This window comes from Paenibacillus sp. FSL R10-2771 (genome assembly GCF_038000205.1).
GTDB lineage: Bacteria > Bacillota > Bacilli > Paenibacillales > Paenibacillaceae > Paenibacillus_AQ > Paenibacillus_AQ phytohabitans.
Genome location: NZ_JBBOBM010000001.1, coordinates 4,470,100 through 4,489,808, shown reverse-complemented (window position 1 = coordinate 4,489,808; position 19,709 = coordinate 4,470,100). Strand labels below are relative to the sequence as shown.

19 protein-coding genes and 1 other RNA gene are annotated in these 19,709 nt (G+C 49.8%); 9 read left to right on the top strand and 11 right to left on the bottom strand.

Features of this window, described 5'->3' with window-relative positions:
- Positions 1-208: 208 nt before the first annotated feature.
- The 5 genes from NSU14_RS19425 to NSU14_RS19405 all read right to left on the bottom strand — a co-directional run bounded on the left by NSU14_RS19425 (position 209) and on the right by NSU14_RS19405 (position 4,097).
- Complete coding sequence (locus tag NSU14_RS19425) at positions 209-1,252, bottom strand: M42 family metallopeptidase (protein ID WP_042135710.1); 1,044 nt, start codon at positions 1,250-1,252, stop codon at positions 209-211.
- A gap of 27 nt (positions 1,253-1,279) precedes the next feature.
- A complete protein-coding gene (locus NSU14_RS19420) occupies positions 1,280-1,600 on the bottom strand; it encodes a LapA family protein (protein ID WP_042135712.1) in 321 nt (106 codons plus the stop codon).
- 85 nt (positions 1,601-1,685) lie between these two features.
- Complete coding sequence (pepF, locus tag NSU14_RS19415) at positions 1,686-3,476, bottom strand: oligoendopeptidase F (protein WP_042141004.1); 1,791 nt, start codon at positions 3,474-3,476, stop codon at positions 1,686-1,688.
- 210 nt (positions 3,477-3,686) lie between these two features.
- A complete protein-coding gene (locus NSU14_RS19410) occupies positions 3,687-3,857 on the bottom strand; it encodes a hypothetical protein (protein ID WP_042135714.1) in 171 nt (56 codons plus the stop codon).
- 6 nt (positions 3,858-3,863) lie between these two features.
- Positions 3,864-4,097, bottom strand: coding sequence for a hypothetical protein (locus tag NSU14_RS19405; RefSeq protein ID WP_036702226.1), 234 nt, complete (start codon positions 4,095-4,097; stop codon positions 3,864-3,866).
- A 172-nt stretch (positions 4,098-4,269) separates the two neighbouring features.
- On the opposite strand from NSU14_RS19405, the gene NSU14_RS19400 reads away from it, so the two are divergent.
- Positions 4,270-4,467 (top strand): cold shock domain-containing protein, encoded by a 198-nt coding sequence (locus NSU14_RS19400; protein WP_036725228.1) that lies wholly within the window; start codon positions 4,270-4,272, stop codon positions 4,465-4,467.
- Positions 4,468-4,731: 264 nt separating this feature from the next.
- Here NSU14_RS19400 and NSU14_RS19395 read toward each other — a convergent pair whose 3' ends face one another.
- The gene (locus tag NSU14_RS19395) at positions 4,732-5,976 is read right to left on the bottom strand and encodes an MFS transporter (protein WP_042135717.1); all 1,245 of its coding nucleotides are present in this window, start codon (positions 5,974-5,976) and stop codon (positions 4,732-4,734) included.
- A gap of 224 nt (positions 5,977-6,200) precedes the next feature.
- On the opposite strand from NSU14_RS19395, the gene NSU14_RS19390 reads away from it, so the two are divergent.
- The 4 genes from NSU14_RS19390 (at position 6,201) to NSU14_RS19375 (ending at position 11,317) form a co-directional block, all read left to right on the top strand.
- Positions 6,201-7,283, top strand: coding sequence for a tetraprenyl-beta-curcumene synthase family protein (locus NSU14_RS19390; RefSeq protein ID WP_042141005.1), 1,083 nt, complete (start codon positions 6,201-6,203; stop codon positions 7,281-7,283).
- Positions 7,284-7,356: 73 nt separating this feature from the next.
- Positions 7,357-8,328, top strand: coding sequence for a 6-phosphofructokinase (pfkA, locus tag NSU14_RS19385; RefSeq protein WP_039299701.1), 972 nt, complete (start codon positions 7,357-7,359; stop codon positions 8,326-8,328).
- A gap of 238 nt (positions 8,329-8,566) precedes the next feature.
- On the top strand, positions 8,567-11,041 hold the full coding sequence (locus tag NSU14_RS19380; RefSeq protein WP_340946844.1) for an FAD-dependent oxidoreductase: 2,475 nt from the start codon (positions 8,567-8,569) through the stop codon (positions 11,039-11,041).
- Between the two features lie 15 nt (positions 11,042-11,056).
- A complete protein-coding gene (locus NSU14_RS19375; RefSeq protein ID WP_042235028.1) occupies positions 11,057-11,317 on the top strand; it encodes a metal-sensitive transcriptional regulator in 261 nt (86 codons plus the stop codon).
- A 72-nt stretch (positions 11,318-11,389) separates the two neighbouring features.
- Here the strand turns inward: NSU14_RS19375 and NSU14_RS19370 are convergent, their stop codons facing one another.
- The 4 genes from NSU14_RS19370 to NSU14_RS19355 all read right to left on the bottom strand — a co-directional run bounded on the left by NSU14_RS19370 (position 11,390) and on the right by NSU14_RS19355 (position 15,523).
- Positions 11,390-12,745: an MATE family efflux transporter gene (locus tag NSU14_RS19370; RefSeq protein WP_042135723.1), complete on the bottom strand. Its 1,356-nt coding sequence runs from the start codon at positions 12,743-12,745 to the stop codon at positions 11,390-11,392.
- Between the two features lie 144 nt (positions 12,746-12,889).
- Complete coding sequence (locus tag NSU14_RS19365) at positions 12,890-14,119, bottom strand: putative glycoside hydrolase (protein WP_042135725.1); 1,230 nt, start codon at positions 14,117-14,119, stop codon at positions 12,890-12,892.
- Positions 14,120-14,358: 239 nt separating this feature from the next.
- Complete coding sequence (locus NSU14_RS19360; protein WP_171718441.1) at positions 14,359-14,547, bottom strand: hypothetical protein; 189 nt, start codon at positions 14,545-14,547, stop codon at positions 14,359-14,361.
- A 178-nt stretch (positions 14,548-14,725) separates the two neighbouring features.
- A complete protein-coding gene (locus NSU14_RS19355; protein ID WP_076244232.1) occupies positions 14,726-15,523 on the bottom strand; it encodes a YitT family protein in 798 nt (265 codons plus the stop codon).
- A 346-nt stretch (positions 15,524-15,869) separates the two neighbouring features.
- On the opposite strand from NSU14_RS19355, the gene NSU14_RS19350 reads away from it, so the two are divergent.
- A complete protein-coding gene (locus NSU14_RS19350) occupies positions 15,870-17,528 on the top strand; it encodes a DEAD/DEAH box helicase (RefSeq protein WP_042135729.1) in 1,659 nt (552 codons plus the stop codon).
- 116 nt (positions 17,529-17,644) lie between these two features.
- On the opposite strand, the gene NSU14_RS19345 is transcribed toward NSU14_RS19350, so the two are convergent.
- Complete coding sequence (locus NSU14_RS19345) at positions 17,645-17,740, bottom strand: hypothetical protein (RefSeq protein WP_039299719.1); 96 nt, start codon at positions 17,738-17,740, stop codon at positions 17,645-17,647.
- 177 nt (positions 17,741-17,917) lie between these two features.
- Here NSU14_RS19345 and NSU14_RS19340 point away from each other — a divergent pair, with 177 nt between their 5' ends.
- From NSU14_RS19340 to NSU14_RS19330, 3 genes are all read left to right on the top strand, one after another.
- The gene (locus NSU14_RS19340; RefSeq protein ID WP_076244234.1) at positions 17,918-18,736 is read left to right on the top strand and encodes a YesL family protein; all 819 of its coding nucleotides are present in this window, start codon (positions 17,918-17,920) and stop codon (positions 18,734-18,736) included.
- A gap of 104 nt (positions 18,737-18,840) precedes the next feature.
- A non-coding RNA gene (gene ssrS / locus NSU14_RS19335) (6S RNA) lies at positions 18,841-19,032 on the top strand.
- A 253-nt stretch (positions 19,033-19,285) separates the two neighbouring features.
- Complete coding sequence (locus tag NSU14_RS19330) at positions 19,286-19,675, top strand: DUF1499 domain-containing protein (protein ID WP_039299722.1); 390 nt, start codon at positions 19,286-19,288, stop codon at positions 19,673-19,675.
- Positions 19,676-19,709 lie beyond the last annotated feature (34 nt).

Genomic DNA, 19,709 nt, shown 5'->3' with positions numbered 1-19,709 from the left:
GCAGCCATCCCCCAAACTCAAATCGCACCGACACAAGCATCCCTCCGCAAACTCCGCAGCATGGCATTAGTCTTCATAGTCTCTATGATTCAGTCCACACAGCCTAAGCTCTCCGTAAACCCCGCAGCATGGCATTAGCCTTCATAGTCTCCATGATTCAGTCCGCACAGCCTAAGCTCTCCGCAAACTCCGCAGCCATTTCTCTAGTTCAGTGCGCCCCAACATAAGCGGCAAGCAGCTTAGCAGTATTCAGCACGGCCTGCTTGTGTGTGCGCTCCATGGAGTGGGAGGCATGCACGCCCGGACCGATCAGCGCGGCCCGGATGTTATTCCCGCCACGCAGCGCCGCTGAAGCATCGGAGCCATACTGCGGATAGATATCTACCGCAAAAGGAATCGCCAGCCCGTTAGCGAGCTCAATCAGCTTACTGGTCATGGCATAGTCATAAGGTCCGGAGGAGTCTTTGGCACAGATGGAGACATCGGTCTCCTTGCAGCTCAGATCGTCACCCATAGCGCCCATATCCACAGCGATCATCTCGTTAATCCCGCCCGGAATCCAGGCTGCGCCGTGTCCGACTTCTTCGTAATTGGAGATCAGCAGGGACAGGTTATGGAGCGGCTTCCAGCCTTCGCGCCGGATGCTCTCCAGGAGGCCGAAGATGGCCGCTACGCTGGCTTTGTCGTCGAGATGCCGGGACTTAACATAACCGCTTGGCGTCAATACCGCACGGGCGTCAAAAGAAATGAAATCACCCACAGCAATGCCCAGCTTCAGCACATCATCTTTAGTGGAGACCACTTCATCAATACGGATTTCCATGTTCTCTTCTACGCGTTTGAAATCGCGCGCATCGGCATACACATGCACGGAAGGGTGGCTGCTCAGGATTGTACCGGTGTAGGTTAATCCGCTGCGCGTATGAATCGTGCAGTACTCATTCTCGATACTCTGCATGCTGAATCCGCCGACAGAGGTTAAGCGCAGGGAGCCGTTTGGTTTAATGGAGCGGACCATTGCGCCCAGTGTATCTACATGGGCACTGATCCCGATGGTGCGCGAAGGATCAAGTCCGGGAACAGTCAGGATCGCCCCGCCTTTCTCATTCCAGCTCAGCGGAATATTCAGTGCAGCCGCTTCTTCGGCCACAAGAGTCATCACCTGGGCGGTGAAGCCGCTGGGACTGGGGGTGTCGAGCAGTTTTTTGAGCAGGGTAAGGATATATTCTTCATTAGGCTGAATGTTAAGCAATGGGTGTTCCTCCTATTCGGTGTATGGTTATATCTGGGCTGATCCTTCTGAAGAGAGGACATCATTTGGGACAGTCAGAGAATCCATGGCATTGCCTGCATCACGGAGCTTGGTTAGCTCTGCGTTCAAGCTTTTAATCTGCTTCTGCAGCTTATATTGGCGGAAAATCCCGTAGGAACCTACAACAACGCCGCCGATCAGCGCGCAGCCAAGAATGACAAGAATAAGCGGGATGCTGACAACGTCGAAGCCGAAATTAACCGGTACCGTATCCACGTTCATGACAGCGAAAACAGCGGTCAGCAGTGCAAAGAATAAACCTAATATAAGTGACCATTGAAATTTCATAGTACTTCCTCCTCGGGCCATATTGACAATACAAATCCCCTGCCCGCAAAGGGCAAGGGATTACTGTAATACTAAGCTTTCTGCCTTACTTGGTCAACTGTTCCATCTGTTCAATCACACTTTCAAAGACGCTCATTGCTTCGCGGATCGGTTCAGGTGAAGACATATCGACGCCGGCTTTGGTCAGGATATTAATGGAATAATCACTGCCGCCGCTCTTCAGGAAGCCCAGGTAACGGTCTACCGCCGGTTTGCCTTCCTCCAGAATCTGTTTGGCGAAGCTGGTCGCCGCCGAGAATCCGGTAGCATATTTGTAGACGTAGAAGCTGTTATAGAAATGCGGAATCCGCGCCCATTCCATCTCGATATCCTTATCCACGACCATATCCTTACCGTAATACTTCACATTCAGGTCGTAGTAGATTGCAGAGAGGTCCTGAGGAGTAAGCGATTCGCCTTCTTCAGCACGCTGGTGAATAATCTTCTCGAATTCGGCGAACATCGTTTGCCGGAACACGGTAGTGCGGAACTGGTCGGCATAATAGGTGAGCAGGTACATTTTTTCCTTCGGATCGGTCGACTTGTTCAGCAGATAATCCATCAGCAGGGCTTCATTGGTGGTCGAAGCAACCTCTGCCAGGAAAATGGTGTACTGGGCATCCCGGTATTTCAGCGTCGTGTCTGAATAGTAGGAATGCAGGGCGTGGCCCATTTCATGCGCCAGTGTGAACATGCTGTTGAGGTTGTCATTATGGTTCAGCAGCACGTAAGGGTGGGTGCCGTAAGCTCCCCAGCTGTATGCGCCGGTGCGTTTGTTCTCATTCTCATAAACGTCAATCCAGCTTTTGTCGTAGCCTTCCTGCAGCACGCTTAGGTAGTCCTCGCCGAGCGGCTTAAGGCCTTCCTTAGTGATCTTCTTGGCTTCCTCAAAAGTAATATTCAGCTTGTATTCGTCCACGAGCGGGGCGAACAAATCGTACATATGTAACTCATCTACTCCAAGCAGCTTCTGGCGCAGCTTCATATAACGGTGCATCAGCGGCAGGCTCTCATGAATGGTGTCGATCAGATTAGTGTAGACTTCCTTCGGAATATTGTCACCGTAGAGGGACATTTCCAGCACGGAAGGGTATTTGCGCACACGCGAGTAAAATACATTCTTGTTCACATTCGCACTAAGCGTAGCGGCGATGGTGTTCTTTTGCTTGCCGTAGGTCTCATAGACCGCTTTGAAAGCGTTCTTGCGCACTTCACGGTCCGGGCTTTCCAGGAACTGAATGTAGCTTCCGTGGGTGAGCTCAACTTCCTCGCCATCTTCATTCTTGACCTTCGGGAATTTCAGATCCGCATTGTTCAGCATGCCGAACACAGTCTGCGGAGCCTGGGCAAGAGTGCCAACCTGAGCGAGCAATGCTTCTTCCGCTTTGGAGAGGACATGCGCTTTCTCACGCTTCATTTCCGTTAAGGTGAAGGTATAGTCAGAGAGAGAAGGATCGGCAATGAACTGGTCCAGGGTTTCGTTTGGCAGGGCCAGAATTTCCGGTGTGACAAAAGAAAGAGCTTCCCCGGCTTCAACGCCCAGCTTCTTGGCTTTTGAGGAGAGTGCCTGGTACTTAGGAGCCGCCGTATCTTCATCCTGGCGCATGTGCGCATAGACATAGAGGCGTTCGGTCAGCAGGGACAGCTTGTCGTCCAGCTCGAAGCATTTCTTGAGGGCCTGAGGAGAATCAAGCTTGCCCTGGAAGTCAGAGGCGCTTGTGATTAGCTCCTTCACTTCCTTGTATTCGGCATCCCATTGTTCCTCTGAAGCAAACATATCTTCAAGCTTCCAGCGGTTCTCGGCGGGTACTTCACTTCTCTTAGGTAATTGTTCCATAGAAATCCTCCTCGGTTGATGGGATGCAGCAGACATAGTCTCGGCCTGCGGCACTGCTGCGGACACATTTCCCGGCAGCAGGCCGAGAACAAGCAGCAGCGGGAGGGATTTGGAAGTAAACGACATGACAGCAGCCTCCTGAATCTTAAAGTAGGCTTAGTATGTCCTGCCAAATCCTGATTATTAATCTTAAAGTTACTTGCGGTGAAATTATGCGAGCATGCTGTAAATAATGAAGACAAAAGCGAGTGCAATCATGATGACTGCAGTTAAGGCCATGCCGCGTTTCAGACGCGGCGGCATCTTGTCCTTGCTCATAACGAGCACGGCACCCAGACACAGAACGACAATTACATAGATTACAAGGCTCTCATTGTTCATTCCCGCTTATACCTGTTTGAAGGCAGCGATGATATTCTTGTACTCTTCTTCATTGTCTTTGTAGGACTCTTTGTTGAAGCGGTTGTTGACCCACTGCATCATGGCCGGACGGCTCATGAAGGTATGTGTTTCTTCTCCCCATTGATCGGAAATTTCACGGAGGATAATATAACGTCCCTGAACTTCCACTGTCATCATATTCCATTTGTCTGTTTTGTATATTTCATGTTTTTTGATCATTATCATTACCACCCTGGCGATTTTTGGCTTTTGGCTCAATGATAACGCACCGGAGAAGGGAAAAGCAAATTAAATCACGAATACAGGGAAAAGATGGATTGCTTTACAAGTATAGATGGAGTATAATGTAAGCATACGCCATATATGGCGGTATTTTTAGGAGGTTGTTCATTTGAAAGGTACAGTAAAATGGTTTAACGCAGAAAAGGGTTATGGTTTCCTTCAAGTAGAAGGCGGCGAAGATGTATTCGTTCACTTCTCAGCAATTCAAGGCGACGGTTTCAAGACTTTGGATGAAGGCCAAGCGGTTGAATTCGATGTTACTGACGGTAACCGCGGTCCACAAGCAGCGAACGTAGTTAAATTATAAGATACGGTCAGGCAGAGCTTCTGCCAGCCGCAATATATATATTTGATGCAACACGCATTTGCATGAGTAGCAACAAGCAACTTAAGCAGCACACAGTTCTCCCGGGAACTGTGTTTTTTTATTTCTTCTATAGAATGATGAACGAGAATTAAGAGCGGAAATTAAGAAAGCCATGCTGTTCCCGGGCCCGGGAACAGCATGGCTGATTTTATTAGTGCCAGCATACGAAGCAAATAATCTTTACAGTTTGTTACAATACAATACTCAGAGCGGAGTCCTGGCTTTTCTCCGGAGCGGCCGGTCGGGGCCTCCCCCCACATCCATCAGATGCTTGGACAGGAAGCCGATAAAAGCAAGAATTGAGAATCCGGTAGCCACCATATAGAATACAATCCGTCCGGCATCCTGATAGATCAGGCCGCCGAAGGTACCGCTAAGCAGACCGGCACCGCTGGACCATACAACCGTGAACAGTGCCATTCCCGTTGCCCGGAGATGATCCGGGATAATCCGCGTGATATAACGGACGGCGGTTACATAATAGATGCCGAAGGAGACGCTGTGCATAGCCTGAATGGCAACTACAGCTCCCGGCTCCTGAGCCAGTGACATGAACAGGAACCGCAAGGCAAACATCAGGCTTGCGAAAGCAAGCAGCGGCAGTTCCTTGAACTTGTCGCCGTATTTGCTCAGCAGGAAGAAGATCGGGATCTCACTAAGAGCAGAAGCCAGCAATGCCCAGCCGATAATCTCATCCCCGGCATTCATTCCCTTGAGGCTGATGGTCAAAAAGGCTTCATTCATGCGGTAACCGATAGCGAGCAGAAAGACACAGCTGAAGAACCACAGCACTTCTTTTTGTAATAGAATTTCTTTGAGTCCGCCGCCTTTAAGCGGTTTGCCTGAAGCGTCCCCGCTTACATCTGCGGGAGCTGGCTCGCTGCGTTTCACATCCTTCAGTCCGAAGGTAATAAGCAGTGCGGTCACGACAATCACGATACAAATGCCTACGCTATATTCAGGACCAAGTGCTCTCAGCACATAACCGATCGTTAGGGCGAAGAACGAATACCCGAGCGAGCCGAATACACGGATTGCAATGAAGTTCCGGCCGTGACGCTGGGCAATTTTGATAGCCATGGTGTCCGCAAGCGGAAATACAGGGTAATAGAAGAAATAGAAAACGGACAAAATAAGCATAACACTCGAGAAATCTGCGGCTCTGGCGAGAATGATAGCGGTTACCAGCTGGCCTCCTAGCAGGAGGGCCATGATCTTCCGGACAGTGCCCAGACGATCACTCATCATGCTCCAGAACAGATTGGAGAGAATGGAGATCAGCGGGCCGACAGAGTAGAGCAGACCCATCTGCGGGCTGCTGAAGCCCAAATGTGAATAGAATAAAGGGAAATAGGATACAACCAGCACGCTGGTGCCGTATAAGGTGAACATAAAGGATCGCAGCCAGTTTTGATCGCTATATTGGCCGCCGCTCCGTCCTGCATACATGAACCTGCACTCCTCCGGATATGAAATAAGCCTAATCTCATACATTTAATGTCGAACGGGTAATAGTATAGCATAAAGCTGGTGAGGCAGGGGTTACGTTAAAAAACGTTTTTCTGAATCTTTCAAGGTTTTGCGAAAGTGATTTTGTTGTTTGTACAAATACGCTCTGCATATTATAATAATGATGATTTGGATAAGGAGACAACAATGTGGAGGCACTGTCATTGAATGAATTTGAGCAAGGCCGTTACCTTAGTCCGCGCGGTCCCATTGGACTGATGAACAGGGTCTACAAGTACGTGCTGCCGGAAGTGCGGGCATGCCTCGATTTCTGGCGCCAGGATGCAGAAGGGATTCCCGATCCCGAGCTCCGCAAGCAAGCGCTTGCCAGCATTGAAACGAAGCAGTTTCATTGCGAAGGCGGCGGTATTTATGCCGCCGGCAATTTGTCGATGAGACATATACTGATTCCGCTAATTGTTGCTTATCAGACGATCAGTGATTATTTGGACAACCTATGTGATCGCAGTACTTCGCTTGACCCTGCCGATTTCCGGCTGCTGCATCAATCCATGCTTGATGCTATTAACCCAGAGGCGGAGCCGGTGAATTACTACGCGCTGCGCAATGAACAGAATGACGGCGGATATTTGTACAGGCTGGTCCGCAAATGCCAGGAGATGACCTCTCAGCTTCCCGGATATGCCGCCGCCGCAGCTGAGATTCATGATCTGGCCGTATTGTACACCGATCTTCAGGTCTATAAGCACATTCGTCCGGAGCTCAGGGAAGCCGCCCTGAAGGAATGGTGGGAGAGAGAGGGCCATCGTGCACCTCATCTCGGGTGGAATGAGTTTGCAGCCGCAACCGGTTCAACCCTTGGCGTCTTTATGCTTTTTTTGGCCTCATGTGATCCCAAGCTAAGCCTAAGCGCATCGGCTTCGATTCGTGCTGCTTACTTTCCGCATGTGTGCGGACTGCACATTATGCTGGATTATCTGATTGACCAGGACGAAGACCGGGCAGGCGGTGACCTCAATTTCTGCAATTATTATGACGACACTGATACCATGCTGAATCGGATCGCTTCCATCGTGGAGTGGGCCCGCAAGGATGTCCGGACTCTTCCCGAGACCTCAATGCATCGTATGGTCATCGAGGGGCTCTTGGCACTTTATTTATCCGATCCAAAAGTCAGCGAACAGCGGGAGGTTCGCTCTGTATCCAAACGGCTGATGAGAAAAAGCCCGCTGACCCGGCTATTCTTCTTCGTTAACAGCCGCTGGATACGCAAACACATGTATTAGTCGCACTAGATGCTGCCGGGGCTCATTCTGACACGGAGGACATCCGGCGCAATTTTAAGGAGGAACAAACAGAATGGCAAACGTAAAAAAAATCGCAGTACTAACCAGTGGAGGAGATTCACAGGGCATGAACGCCGCTGTACGTGCGGTTGTCCGCAGTGCGATCTACTTCGGAATTGAAGTGTTCGGCATTCAGCGCGGGTATCAGGGTCTGCTCAACCGTGATATTTTCCCAATGGATCTGCGCAGTGTGGGTGACATTATCCAGCGCGGAGGTACCATTCTGCAATCTGCACGCTGTCTGGAGTTCCTGAAGCCTGAAGGCCAGCAGAGAGGTGCTGACATTCTTAATGAAATGGGCATTGACGGCCTGGTAGTCATCGGCGGTGACGGTTCTTACAAAGGAGCCAACAAACTCAGCAAGCTGGGTATTAACACCATGGCTCTGCCGGGTACCATCGATAATGATATTTCCTTCACAGATTATACGATTGGCTTCGATACAGCCGTAGGCGTTGTTGTAGATGCGATTAACAAACTGCGTGACACCATGTCTTCCCATGAGCGTTCTTCGATCGTGGAAGTTATGGGCCGCCATTGCGGAGACATCGCGCTGCATGCAGGTCTTGCCTCCGGTGCAGAAACGATTCTTGTGCCTGAAATGCCGTATGACCTGAATGAAGTAGCAGACCGGATGAAGGACAATTTTGCCCGCGGCAAACGCCACAGTATTGTAATTGTTGCTGAAGGCGTAGGCAAAGGCGAAGATGTGGCACAGGCGCTCAAGGACCGCCATGCTTCTCTGGATGCCCGTGTAACGGTTCTGGGACATATCCAGCGCGGAGGTACACCTACTCCTGGTGACCGCAACCTGGCCAGCCGTCTGGGTGACTTCGCAGTCCGCAAGCTGATTGAGGGCGAATCGGACAAAGCATGCGGAATTATCAAGGGTGAACTGACTCTTACTGATATTGATAAAGTTGTGAACACTAAGAAAGACTTCGACACGGATCTGTATGAATTGGCTTCCCGTTTGTCCCAATAGGAACTATTATATTGCCTTTAAGACCGCCTGGAGACAGGCGGTCTTTTTCCTGTGATCATAATTAGAAGGATATGCTTAACTCGATATTTCTTTGCTCTGAGCTGGAAAAGATAAATAGTATTATTCCATATACGGGTGCCATGACCTACAGCAAAACATCTTTTTCTCACTTGACTATATACCCCCACCCGTATATATTTATACCCGTAGGGGTATTATTTATAAGGGGGAACTAGAAGTGGGAAGAACTATTGTCATTATTGGCGGAGTAGCAGGAGGAGCGTCAGCTGCTGCACGTTTAAGAAGATTGAATGAGGAAGACCGGATTATTATTCTGGAACGTGGAGAGCATGTTTCCTTTGCCAACTGCGGGCTGCCCTATTACATCGGAGAAACTATTGATTCCAGAGAAAAGCTGTTTCTGCAGACACCTGCCGGTATACGGGCCCGGTTCAATATCGATGTGAGAGTATTTACTGAGGCCACGCAGATTGACCGTGAACATAAGCGGGTAGAGTGCCGGAATAGTAAGACCGGAGAGGTTGAACAAATTCCATACAATATTATAGTGCTGTCTCCGGGTGCGCGGCCGATAGTGCCGTCTATTGAGGGTATTTCTGCAGCGGAGAATCTGTTCACCCTAAGAAATATTCCCGATACCGACCGTATCAAAGCTTATGTAGACCGCCGAAAGCCCCGACATGCTACAGTTATCGGCGCAGGCTTTATCGGCCTTGAAATGGCGGAGAATCTGCGGGAGCGGGGTCTTGAAGTAACTGTAATTGACCGGGGACAGCAGATTCTCAATCCGCTCGATCCGGAAATGGCCCGCCCGCTGGAAGAGCATATGCGGCTGCATGGTGTTGAAGTGCGGCTGAATGAAGGTGTAGAAGCTTTTGAACAACAGGGCAGCCTGCTGCGCCTCTCCTCCGGTGAAGTGCTCAGTACCGATATGGTGATTTTGGCAATTGGTGTCAGTCCCGAGAATGATCTGGCACGCAGCAGCGGGCTTGCACTTGGTGTCCGTGGAGCAGTTAAAGTAAATGCCCAATTACAGACCAGTGATCCGGCCATCTATGCCGTTGGGGATGTCATTGAAGTCAAGGACCGTATTCAAGGGTTTGATACCATGGTTTCTCTTGCCTGGGGGGCGAACCGGCAGGGCCGTCTCGCCGCAGATCATATTAATGGGCGCGAAGCTTCATACAATGGGGCAATGGGAACGGCGATTATTAAGATTTTTGGTTTAACTGCCGCTCTTACCGGTAATAACGAGAAGACGCTTAAGTCTCTTGGGGTACCTTATGAAGCGGTGCATATACATCCGAATTCCCATGCCGGATATTATCCCGGTGCTGCACCGATAGCCATGAAGCTGTTATTCAATCCGCAGACAGGAGCCATTTACGGAGCGCAGGCGGCGGGCAGCACCGGTGTTGATAAAAGAATCGATGTAATTGCCACAGCCATCCGCGGCAATCTTAAGGCTAATGAGCTGGCCGATATAGAATTGTCATATGCTCCTCCATACTCCTCAGCCAAGGACCCGGTAAATATGGCAGGCTACGTAGCCTCCAATCTGCTGGAGGGACTTGTAGCAAACCTCCAGTGGCATGAGGTGGATGACTTTTCGCACGGCGGCGGACTTATCATTGATGTGAGGGAAGAAGTGGAACGGTCAGCAGGCTATATACCCGGCTCTATAAACATTCCGCTGCCAGAGCTGAGAGAGCGTCTAACGGAAATCCCGCGGGATAAGGAAATTGCGGTATCCTGCCAGGTAGGGCTGCGCGGCTATATTGCTGCCAGAATACTAAGCCAAAACGGTTATCAGGTAAGGAATGTTGACGGTGGATATAAGACTTATGCTGTGATGGAAGAAAGTCAGCTGCAGAGTACCGGGAAGCGCAAGGCTTCGTCCGGTTCAGCGGCTCCTGCCAATGCCGTGAATAACCGGACAGAACACGGGAATGAACAGCGTCTTATACTGGATGCTTGCGGTTTGCAATGTCCGGGCCCTATACTCAAAGTATATGAGACAGTAAAGTCAATGGAAGATGGCCAGAGGGTTGAGATTTCTGCAACGGATTTTGGTTTTGCCGCTGACATCAGGCAGTGGTGCAGCAAGACGCATAACACCCTGGAATCTGTAGATGTATCTGAGGGCAAAGTGAAGGCGCTGGTACGCAAAGGGTCATGGAATACAGCAGATGATGTGTTTCAGGTGCAGAATCCCCAAGTCACAGAAGGGACGACCATGGTTGTCTTCAGCGGCGATCTGGACAAAACCATTGCATCCTTCATCATTGCCTCAGGTGCTGCCGCGATGGGGAAGCAGGTAACGATGTTCTTTACTTTCTGGGGGCTGAATGTGCTGCGGCGCGGGCAGACCCCGCAGGTGAAGAAAGCCGGACTCGACAGAATGTTTGGAATGATGATGCCGCAAGGGACACGTAAGCTACCCTTATCAAGAATGAATATGGGCGGGCTGGGTGCGCGGCTGATCCGCTACACGATGAAACGCAAGAATGTAGATTCACTGGAGCAGCTTATGCAGGGGGCGCTTAATGCCGGTGTGAAGCTGATGGCTTGTTCTATGAGTATGGACATCATGGGTATATCACAGGAAGAATTGATAGAAGGGGTAGAGATCGGCGGTGTTGCCAGCTATCTCGGTGCCGCAGAGGATTCGGGAGTTAATCTGTTCATTTAAAGGGGCGAAGAAACCGTGGAATATGACAAGGCAATAATAAACAGATTGAAGCGTATAGAAGGTCAGGTTAGGGGTGTTCTCAGCATGCTGGAGGAGGGCAAGGATTGCCGGGAGATTGTAACCCAGCTGACCGCGATCAGAACCGCCGTAGACCGCACTGCTGGTGCAGTTATTGGAGACAATCTGGAGCACTGCATTCAGGAGGAGCTGGCAAAGGGAAATACTCCGGATCAGGTCATCAAGGAAGCAGTACAACTGCTTGTGAAAAGCCGGTAAAATAGAACAGCCGCAGACAGGAGGATTAACCTCTTGCCTGCGGCTGTTTTTCGAATATAAGCTGTAAATTACTCAAGCCTTCTCAAGAGCGAATCTTCGCTGCACCCGAATGAGCCGCGACAGCAGCAGAATAGCTCCAATAGCCAGACCCGTAATCAGCCCGATCCAGTAGCCGTAAGCGCCCAGATCCGTATAAGTGGCGAGCAGATAGCCAACCGGAAGACCAATTACCCAGTATGCAACGAAGCAAATGATGAAGGCAGGGGTAACATCCTTATACCCCCGCAGAACACCTTGAATTGGAGTTGCGATAGCATCGGAGATTTGGAAAAAGATTGCATAGATCAGGAAATGCTGAATTAGCGATATCACTTCAGGTGCATCCGAATATAGCCCGGCGACATGGCTGCCGGCAAACAGCAGCACCAGCGCGGTAAGCAGGGAGAGGACCGCTGCCGTACCAATGCCCATGAATCCGTACTGGCGGGCATCCTTAAGCCGGCCGGAGCCGCTCTCGAAACCGACAAGTATCGTCAGACTCATACAGATGCTCAGCGGAATCATATACAGGGTGGACGCGAAGTTGATCGCTGCCTGGTGGGCTGCAATAGTAACCGTATCAAAGCGGCTCATAAGCAGCGTTACGGCTGAGAAAACCGCAGTTTCAAAAAAGATTGAGAAGCCGATAGGTACACCGATCTTCAGCAGTTCCTTAAAGCTGCCCAGCGACATGGCATGGAATTTGCGGAAGAGCTGCAGGCCTCTGAAGGGCTCGGCACGATAGATAAAGACCAGGGAAATCAGGAAGATTACCCAGTATGTAATGGCTGAGGCTACACCGGCACCTACTCCGCCAAGGCGGGGGAATCCGAAGTTACCGAAGATCAGAAGGTAATTGAGTCCCACGTTAACCGGAAGAGCAATCAGTGTGATGAACATCGAGACGCGGGTCTGACCCAGTGCGTCAATGCAGCTGCGGACTACGGTATAGCCGAACAACGGTATGATGCCAAAAGAAATCGCCCGCAGGAACCGGAATGCGATATCGCGTACCTCTGGCTCCAGGTTCATGAAATTGAGTACCGGCGATAAGGCCAATCCGCCCAGAATGAGCACCAGCACCGATACGAGCAAGGAGAGCCACATGCCTTGCATGACCTGGTGGGCGACATCTTTATTGCGGCGGCTGCCGATCAGATGGGAGACAATCGGCGTAATTCCCATTAGAATCCCGCTTAGTCCGGTCTGGATCGGAATCCACAAGCTTGTGCCGATAGCAACACCGGCGAGATCGTTCGTGCCGAATTTACCGGACATGTTCGTATCGAAGAAAGTAATGGCTGACAAGGCGATTTGAGTAATAAGGATCGGAAGCAGGATATGCAGAAACTGTCCGGCTTTTTGTTTAATGGAAGAAGTCTGTTTCATAATAGTGGGTGCCCCGTTATCTTAATAGTAGTTGTAGGATGTACTTGCTTAATTCTCAGTAAAAAACCCGGCAGCTGCCGGGTTCCGGATCGTCTTATGGTGATGTCTTATGGAGATTGGATACATCAGATAATTGCTGTAAGCTTATTGTTCGTAATCCACTTCCGAGGTATAACGGTTATTGGCATTCCAGAGCAGGAATTCATCCACGTTCTCGTCTTTCAAGGCGCGGATCTGGTCTTCAACCTGCTTTTTGCCGTATTTGACATAATGGCCGCTGCCGAGCCAGCTGGCGGTGAAATCCTGTATCCATGGACGAATTACCGGCTTGTAGCTGCCGAGCGGATCAAGCTTCTTGTGCGTATCGACCATTGAGCCTTTGATTGTAGCATAAGGGTCCTTGTCCGGATCTTTGACGTCAAACCAGCCGGTAGAGTAATGGCTTGGATAGACCATCGGGCTGATGACATCCACATTCTTCGATATTTTGACGAAATCCTGGCCAATGCCCTCTGCTGCAGGAACTGACGCTGCATAGCCGAAAATATCAACAGATACACGTACGCCCAGCGGCGCGAGCTCTGCTTTGGCATATTTGACAAAGTCGGCAATGATTTCTACACGCGGTCTGTCACTCTTGGTGTATTTCAATGTATCTGCACGTTTCTCGAAGCCTTCAGGGAAGCGTACATAGTCAAATTGAATTTCCTTGAATCCGAGCTTCGCGGCTTCTTTGGCAATATCCACATTGTACTTCCACACCGCTTCATTATAAGGATTCACGAAGCTGTCTCCGCCTTTGTTAGCCCAGACTGAGCCGTCGGTATTTACAAAGGATAATTCCTTGTTCTTCTTGGCCAATACAGAGTCCTTGAAAACAACAATCCGGGCAATCGGATATACGTCATGCTCCTTCAGACGTGTCATCAGCTTGTTGATGTCTCCAATGAACGGCTGGGGATGTCCCATTTGCTGGAGCTCTGTGTTATCCGTTTTGTATGTGATGTAACCCGCGTCATCCTTGATATCGATGACCATGGAATTCAGTTCCGTCTTGTCGAGCAGAGCGAGCAGGGTTTCCATGCGTTCGCCCCCGGCGCTGTAGGCTGTTACATAAATCCCCTTAACCTTAGGTGCATCCGGCTGCGGATCGGTATGAAGTGCTGCGTCTGGTGTTGCGCTTGGTGAGGGTGCTGCCGTGCTGCCAGCTCCACCCGGTGTAATCGCTGTTGCCTCTGGATTCGTAGTGTGTTCTGCGACGATGGGGGGATTCATGGCGCTCTGCAGTGCTGCTGCCACATCAGCGTCGTGGCCGTTATTCGGCACTCCAACGCCTCCCAGGGCCATCATCAGTAATGCCCAGGTGATGTTCATTCGTTATTCGCTCCCTTTATGTACATTCCCTTAAAGTATAAAGTAACGGATGCACTCAAAAAGAACAGACTTGTAACAATACCCGTAATTTTTGGTGTCATAAAAAACCGCTCTTGTTGTTTATAAACGGGATGTACGGATTTTGAACCGCTGAATTAAAAAGTAAATGCCGCTCGGATCCGGCACGAAGGCCGAATCCGAAGCGGCAACTATAAAAACTTGCTCTTAGGGCAGCTTGCTTAGTGAAGATACGCAGAATTCTGATGCTCGCAAATGCTGTAATGGATGATATCCATGGCATCTGCCGGTTCCAGAATGCTTAGACCGTCACGCAGAACGATTACAGAATTGAGTTCGTCCTGCTTCAGAAACGGTATCATATCGGGATACCACCTCATGACGATTGCTGACAGTTTTACCGTTTCCATTTCCACAAAAATCACCCTTTCCTTTTTCGAATCGAACTGAATTAGAATTCAGGGTCCACCCGGAAAAACGAAGTGCCTGGAAAAAAGAGGGGTAAATCACAATCTTCATGAAATTGATAAGGGTCCTGCGTGGTACTAATATATCACAATTTTAAAATATGCGCATTTTTTTCGGAGCCTATCTTTTGCGGAAAGACCCCATAACCCCGACTGTTTCAACGATGTTTACAAAAGCCTGCGGGTCGCTTGTTTTGATGATCCGTTTGAGCTCTGCGAGTTCGTACCGTGTGGTCACTGTCATTAGCATGTCCCGTTCCACATGAGAATAAGCACCTTCCGTCTTAATCTTTGTGACACCGCGCTGAAGCCCCAGCAATTGCTGCAGAAGCTCATCCGTCCGGGTTGTTACTATATAGACGGTGACTTTGATGTGGCTGACATGAATCAGATCGACGACCTTGCCGCTTACATAAATGGAGACCATGGATGCAAGTGCCAGGTTCCAGTTGTTATCGAAATAAGCTGCGGCCAGAATAACGAGCCCGTTAAGGCCGACCAGGACATTGCCAATCGGGAAATCGCGGTAACGTGTAATAATCGAGCCCAGAATATCGAAACCGCCGGACGAACCGCCCACACGGAAAGACACTCCGGCCCCGACACCTACAAGCACCCCTCCGAAGACGGAAGCCAGCAGCATATCCGAGGATACCTGATGCACCGGTACCAGGGTCATCAGCCAGGTTGTGGCTCCGACAGAGAGGATACTGAGGATAATGAACCTCCGTCCAAGCTGGAACCAGCCGGCGGCAAGCAGTGGCACATTAAAGAGTAAATACAGCAGGCTGATGTTAAATGGAGTGAAGTAACCGACCAGCATGGCCAGGCCTGATACTCCTCCACTGAGCAGTCTGTGCGGGATCAGGAACAGATTGAAGCCGCAGGCAATCATCGCAGAACCGAAGATTACGGCCATATAACTCCCGAATAGTCTGAGTTTCAACAAACAAATTCACCTCTATGTTTAATGTAAGTAATGAAAGAAAGGAATGTACTGGTATTCCTGATCCGGTTTGTGATATAATGTATAGGATATTCTTGAGTAGGACGTTACAATGGTATTTTTGCATTGCTTAGAATGCGAAGTTACAGTTGTCAGGTATATGTAGTGGCCTGATCATAGGACATTTTTTTTGTCCCAATACGCGCTAAACCATGCAGGAAATACGGCATGATTGGACAGCCTATAAATGTGTTTACCGCTACTTAAGAATACAGACAAGCATGTGGAATGTCCACTGTATAGAAGGAGCATGAATAATTTGAAAACATTCGCAGAATTCGGCTTGGAGCCAAAAGTGCTACAGGCAATCACTGAACTAGGATTTGAGGAAGCAACACCCATTCAGGAGCAAGCTATCCCGCTTGCAATGGCCGGATCGGATCTGATCGGCCAGGCACAGACGGGTACAGGTAAGACCGCTGCTTTCGGGATTCCCCTCATTTCCAAGATCGCCCGGGAAGAAGAGAAAATTGTTGCATTGATTATGACGCCTACACGCGAGCTTGCTATCCAAGTAGCAGAAGAAATCGGCAAATTGACCCGCTTCAAGGGACTTCGTTCACTGGCCATCTACGGCGGGCAGGATATCGGCCGTCAAATCCGCGGACTTAAGAAGAAACCACAGATTATTATTGGTACTCCTGGACGTCTCCTGGATCATATCAACCGCAAAACCATCCGTCTTGATGATGTACAGACCATTGTACTTGATGAAGCTGATGAAATGCTGGATATGGGATTCATGGAGGATATCCAGACGATCCTCAAGCTCGTTCCGGAAGAACGCCAGACGATGCTCTTCTCGGCTACTATGCCTCCTAACATTCAACGTCTTGCCCAGCAGTTCCTGAAGAACCCACAGCATGTATCCGTAATTCCTAAGCAAATCAGTGCACCGCTAATCGATCAGGCTTATATTGAAGTTCCTGAACGCCAGAAGTTCGAAGCGCTCAGCCGTTTGATTGATATGGAGTCCCCTGATCTGGCTATCGTCTTCGGCCGTACCAAACGCCGGGTAGACGAGCTTGCTGAAGGACTGCAGAAACGCGGATATTCCGCTGATGGCCTGCATGGTGACTTGTCGCAGAACCAGCGCGATGCTGTAATGCGCAAATTCCGCGACGGCAGTATTGATGTACTGGTTGCTACAGACGTTGCAGCCCGCGGTCTGGACGTTTCCGGTGTAACTCATGTAATTAACTTTGACCTTCCGCAGGATCCGGAAAGCTATGTACACCGTATCGGCCGTACCGGCCGTGCCGGTAAAGAAGGAACTGCATGGTCCTTCGTAACTCCTCGCGAAATGGATCACCTGCACCTGATCGAACGTGTTACCCGTCACCGCATTACCCGTAAACCGCTTCCTACTATGGCTGAGGCTATTGAAGGCAAACAGCGCATTACAGCTGAACGTCTGCTGGCAATGGTTGAGGACGGCGGCGAACTGAACGAATACAAAGGTATTGCCATTCAATTGCTGGAACAATATGATTCTGTACAGCTGCTATCCGCAGCTATGAAGCTTCTTACCGGCGATAACAAGGATGCGCAAATCGAGCTGACTCCTGAAGATCCGATCCGCGCGAAACGCCGCGGAGGCAAGAACGATATCCGCAGCGGACGCAAGCCTAACGGCGGCGGCTATGGCGGCAACCGTACAGGCTCCGGAACTGGCAGCAGCAGTGGCGGCGGCTATCGCGGTAACCGTGATAATGCCAGCAGCGGCGGAAGCACGCGTGGCGGCTACAGCAGCGGCTATGGCAGCAACAGCGGCAGCAGCTACGGCGGCGGCTACAAAGGCAACCGTGATGCGGGAGCAGGACGCGATGGCGGTGCAAGCCGCAGCGCAGACCGTAAACCGTCGGCCCGCCCAAGCAGCACAAGCACCCGTCCGGCTAAACAGGATTACGACGTTTAAGCATTGTGTTTGACATAGGAAGAAGACGAGCGACCGCGAGCGGTTCTCGTCTTCTTTTTTTTGCAGAGATAAGAATTTATATGCTTCGAGTAATACCTTATCCTTATCATGCACGATTAGATGAAAGTGCGGGTAATAATGACGAGCAGGATGAACAGGACCAGAATGGTGCCGGTGGAAGTCCAAGGATTGCAGCAACCGGGTGCGGACATGGGATTAACCTCCTTTAAACAGTGGTTGTTGTGGTTACGATTCTAATATATGGACGAATCACAGAGCTTGCGTAGACACTTACCTATAACTTGTAAACTTGGGCGCTGGAAAAGTCCGGGTCAAATAGGGTATAGTTAAGATACGCAGTATGCGCTAGATAGACAGGAGGAAGGGAATTGGAGTTTAAGGGAGCAATGGGCGGTTTATACCGCATCACAGAATGGATATCACGTATTGCCTTCAGTAATATTTTGTGGGCACTGTGTTCGGTTCCGTTTCTGTTCGCAGGAGTTATGAAGATGATTATGCTGGGTTCGGAAGCAGGCGGACCGAATGAGCAGATCACGCTCAACTGGGTACTTGGCGTACTCGCGCCATTCACTGTATTTCCCGCTACGGCGGCGTTGTTTACAGTGGTGCGCAAATGGGTGATGGGCAACACAGATGTAAGCACATTCCGCACTTTTTTTCAGGGGTACAAAGAGAATTATTTCAAAAGCATGCTTGGAGGTATTATCTACACCCTGCTGTTCGTGATTATGTACGTTGATGTTACCGTATACATGACACAAATGGCCAATTTCAAAATCGTCGGTATCCTGATGCTCGTGCTGATGATTATTTTGTTCGTTTCCATGTTCAATTTCTTCTCGATCGTGGTTCATTACCAGATGACCTTCAAGGAAGTGGTGACCAACTCCATTCTGTTGACCATCGCCCGGCCGATCCGTGTATTCTCAACACTAATTGGTTCAGCGGTTCTTCTCTATATAGGTCTGCGGTATCCGGTGCTCTACGCTCTTTGTATTCCTACATTCATTGCTATGCTTGCTTTCTTTAACTTCTATGCAACGTACAACAAGCTGCAGCTGCAGGTGGAGAAGAAGAAGCTGGCTGAAGAGCAGGCGGCGCTGGAAGCAGCCGAGAATGAAGGCATGCCTTCTGACGAGGATGATGAGGAAGCGGAAGAGGGTATTAACCTCAAGAAGAGTTAACATTCCGGTAACCGAAAGATCAATAATTTTGACGGAAATTTATTCCAGTGTTAATTAAAGCGCATACAGGTTTACTTTTTCGTTAAAACGCAATATAATATTAATAAATCCTGCGATGTACGTTATGGTTGCTCGTTGTTTTGAACCAATGATAATGTCTTGGGAGATCTACATGAAGCGCGGCTGAACAGCCCTGTCTATAGGACTTGGGGAATTCAAAAACGACTTCTGCGGTCACCCACCTGCTATAGCAGGTTCAGAAGACACTGCAGCCGGACGGCATAGGCGGGTTTTCTACTGTTTTTGACAAGGCACCCTGTTACCTGCTCACTGCAGGAGTAGGGTGCCTTTTATGGTGTGTGTTCCGGTTTTTTTGTGAGCACTTGTAAGTGCATTGCTGTTCCCGCCAGCTAATGGAAGCGGGATGTTAGGACTGCCCTGTCTGGCCGGGCTATTTACCCGGACAAAGTGCGCTATGCTCTTTTGTTCCGGGGATAAGAGTGTTACACTTAGAGTAATGAACTTGGGATTTGAAGAGGGGGAAGAATTTTGTCGTTGAAAAGAACCTTGGTCGGTTTATTTCGCAGTCATGACGGAACAAGCGACCGTGCAAAAGATCCGACACTCAAAACACGTTATTACACTCTTTCAAGAGACAAGGCGTGGGATGAAGTATCCGCAACGCTGAAGAAGATTCCTGGATTCAAAGTGCTTCACGAAGTACAGTCTGTAGGGGAGATCACCCTGGAGAAGAGAACGGCGTTCGGCCGCACACTGGATATCACCGTATCTGTGCTGAGTACCTCGCCGGTACGCTGTGCCGTAGATATGTATTCCGCATCCAGAGGATCGCTTGGCGATTTGGGTGCCAATTACCGTGTCATTCAGCGTCTGTACCAGTCACTGGATAAGAAGCTGGGCAAATATAAGGCTGACTAAGAGCAAGCTGCACTTTTCTGTCCAGAGATTGTAT

What these genes read in the sequence shown, in the direction of transcription:
- NSU14_RS19410 (WP_042135714.1), bottom strand. Translation starts at nt 3,857, where the DNA reads ATGAACAATGAGAGCCTTGTAATCTATGTAATTGTCGTTCTGTGTCTG.
- NSU14_RS19365 (WP_042135725.1), bottom strand. Translation starts at nt 14,119, where the DNA reads ATGAACATCACCTGGGCATTACTGATGATGGCCCTGGGAGGCGTTGGA.
- pfkA (WP_039299701.1), top strand. Translation starts at nt 7,357, where the DNA reads ATGGCAAACGTAAAAAAAATCGCAGTACTAACCAGTGGAGGAGATTCA.
- NSU14_RS19360 (WP_171718441.1), bottom strand. Translation starts at nt 14,547, where the DNA reads ATGGAAACGGTAAAACTGTCAGCAATCGTCATGAGGTGGTATCCCGAT.
- NSU14_RS19370 (WP_042135723.1), bottom strand. Translation starts at nt 12,745, where the DNA reads ATGAAACAGACTTCTTCCATTAAACAAAAAGCCGGACAGTTTCTGCAT.
- NSU14_RS19355 (WP_076244232.1), bottom strand. Translation starts at nt 15,523, where the DNA reads ATGGCCGTAATCTTCGGTTCTGCGATGATTGCCTGCGGCTTCAATCTG.
- NSU14_RS19420 (WP_042135712.1), bottom strand. Translation starts at nt 1,600, where the DNA reads ATGAAATTTCAATGGTCACTTATATTAGGTTTATTCTTTGCACTGCTG.
- NSU14_RS19395 (WP_042135717.1), bottom strand. Translation starts at nt 5,976, where the DNA reads ATGTATGCAGGACGGAGCGGCGGCCAATATAGCGATCAAAACTGGCTG.
- NSU14_RS19345 (WP_039299719.1), bottom strand. Translation starts at nt 17,740, where the DNA reads ATGTCCGCACCCGGTTGCTGCAATCCTTGGACTTCCACCGGCACCATT.
- pepF (WP_042141004.1), bottom strand. Translation starts at nt 3,476, where the DNA reads ATGGAACAATTACCTAAGAGAAGTGAAGTACCCGCCGAGAACCGCTGG.
- NSU14_RS19405 (WP_036702226.1), bottom strand. Translation starts at nt 4,097, where the DNA reads ATGATCAAAAAACATGAAATATACAAAACAGACAAATGGAATATGATG.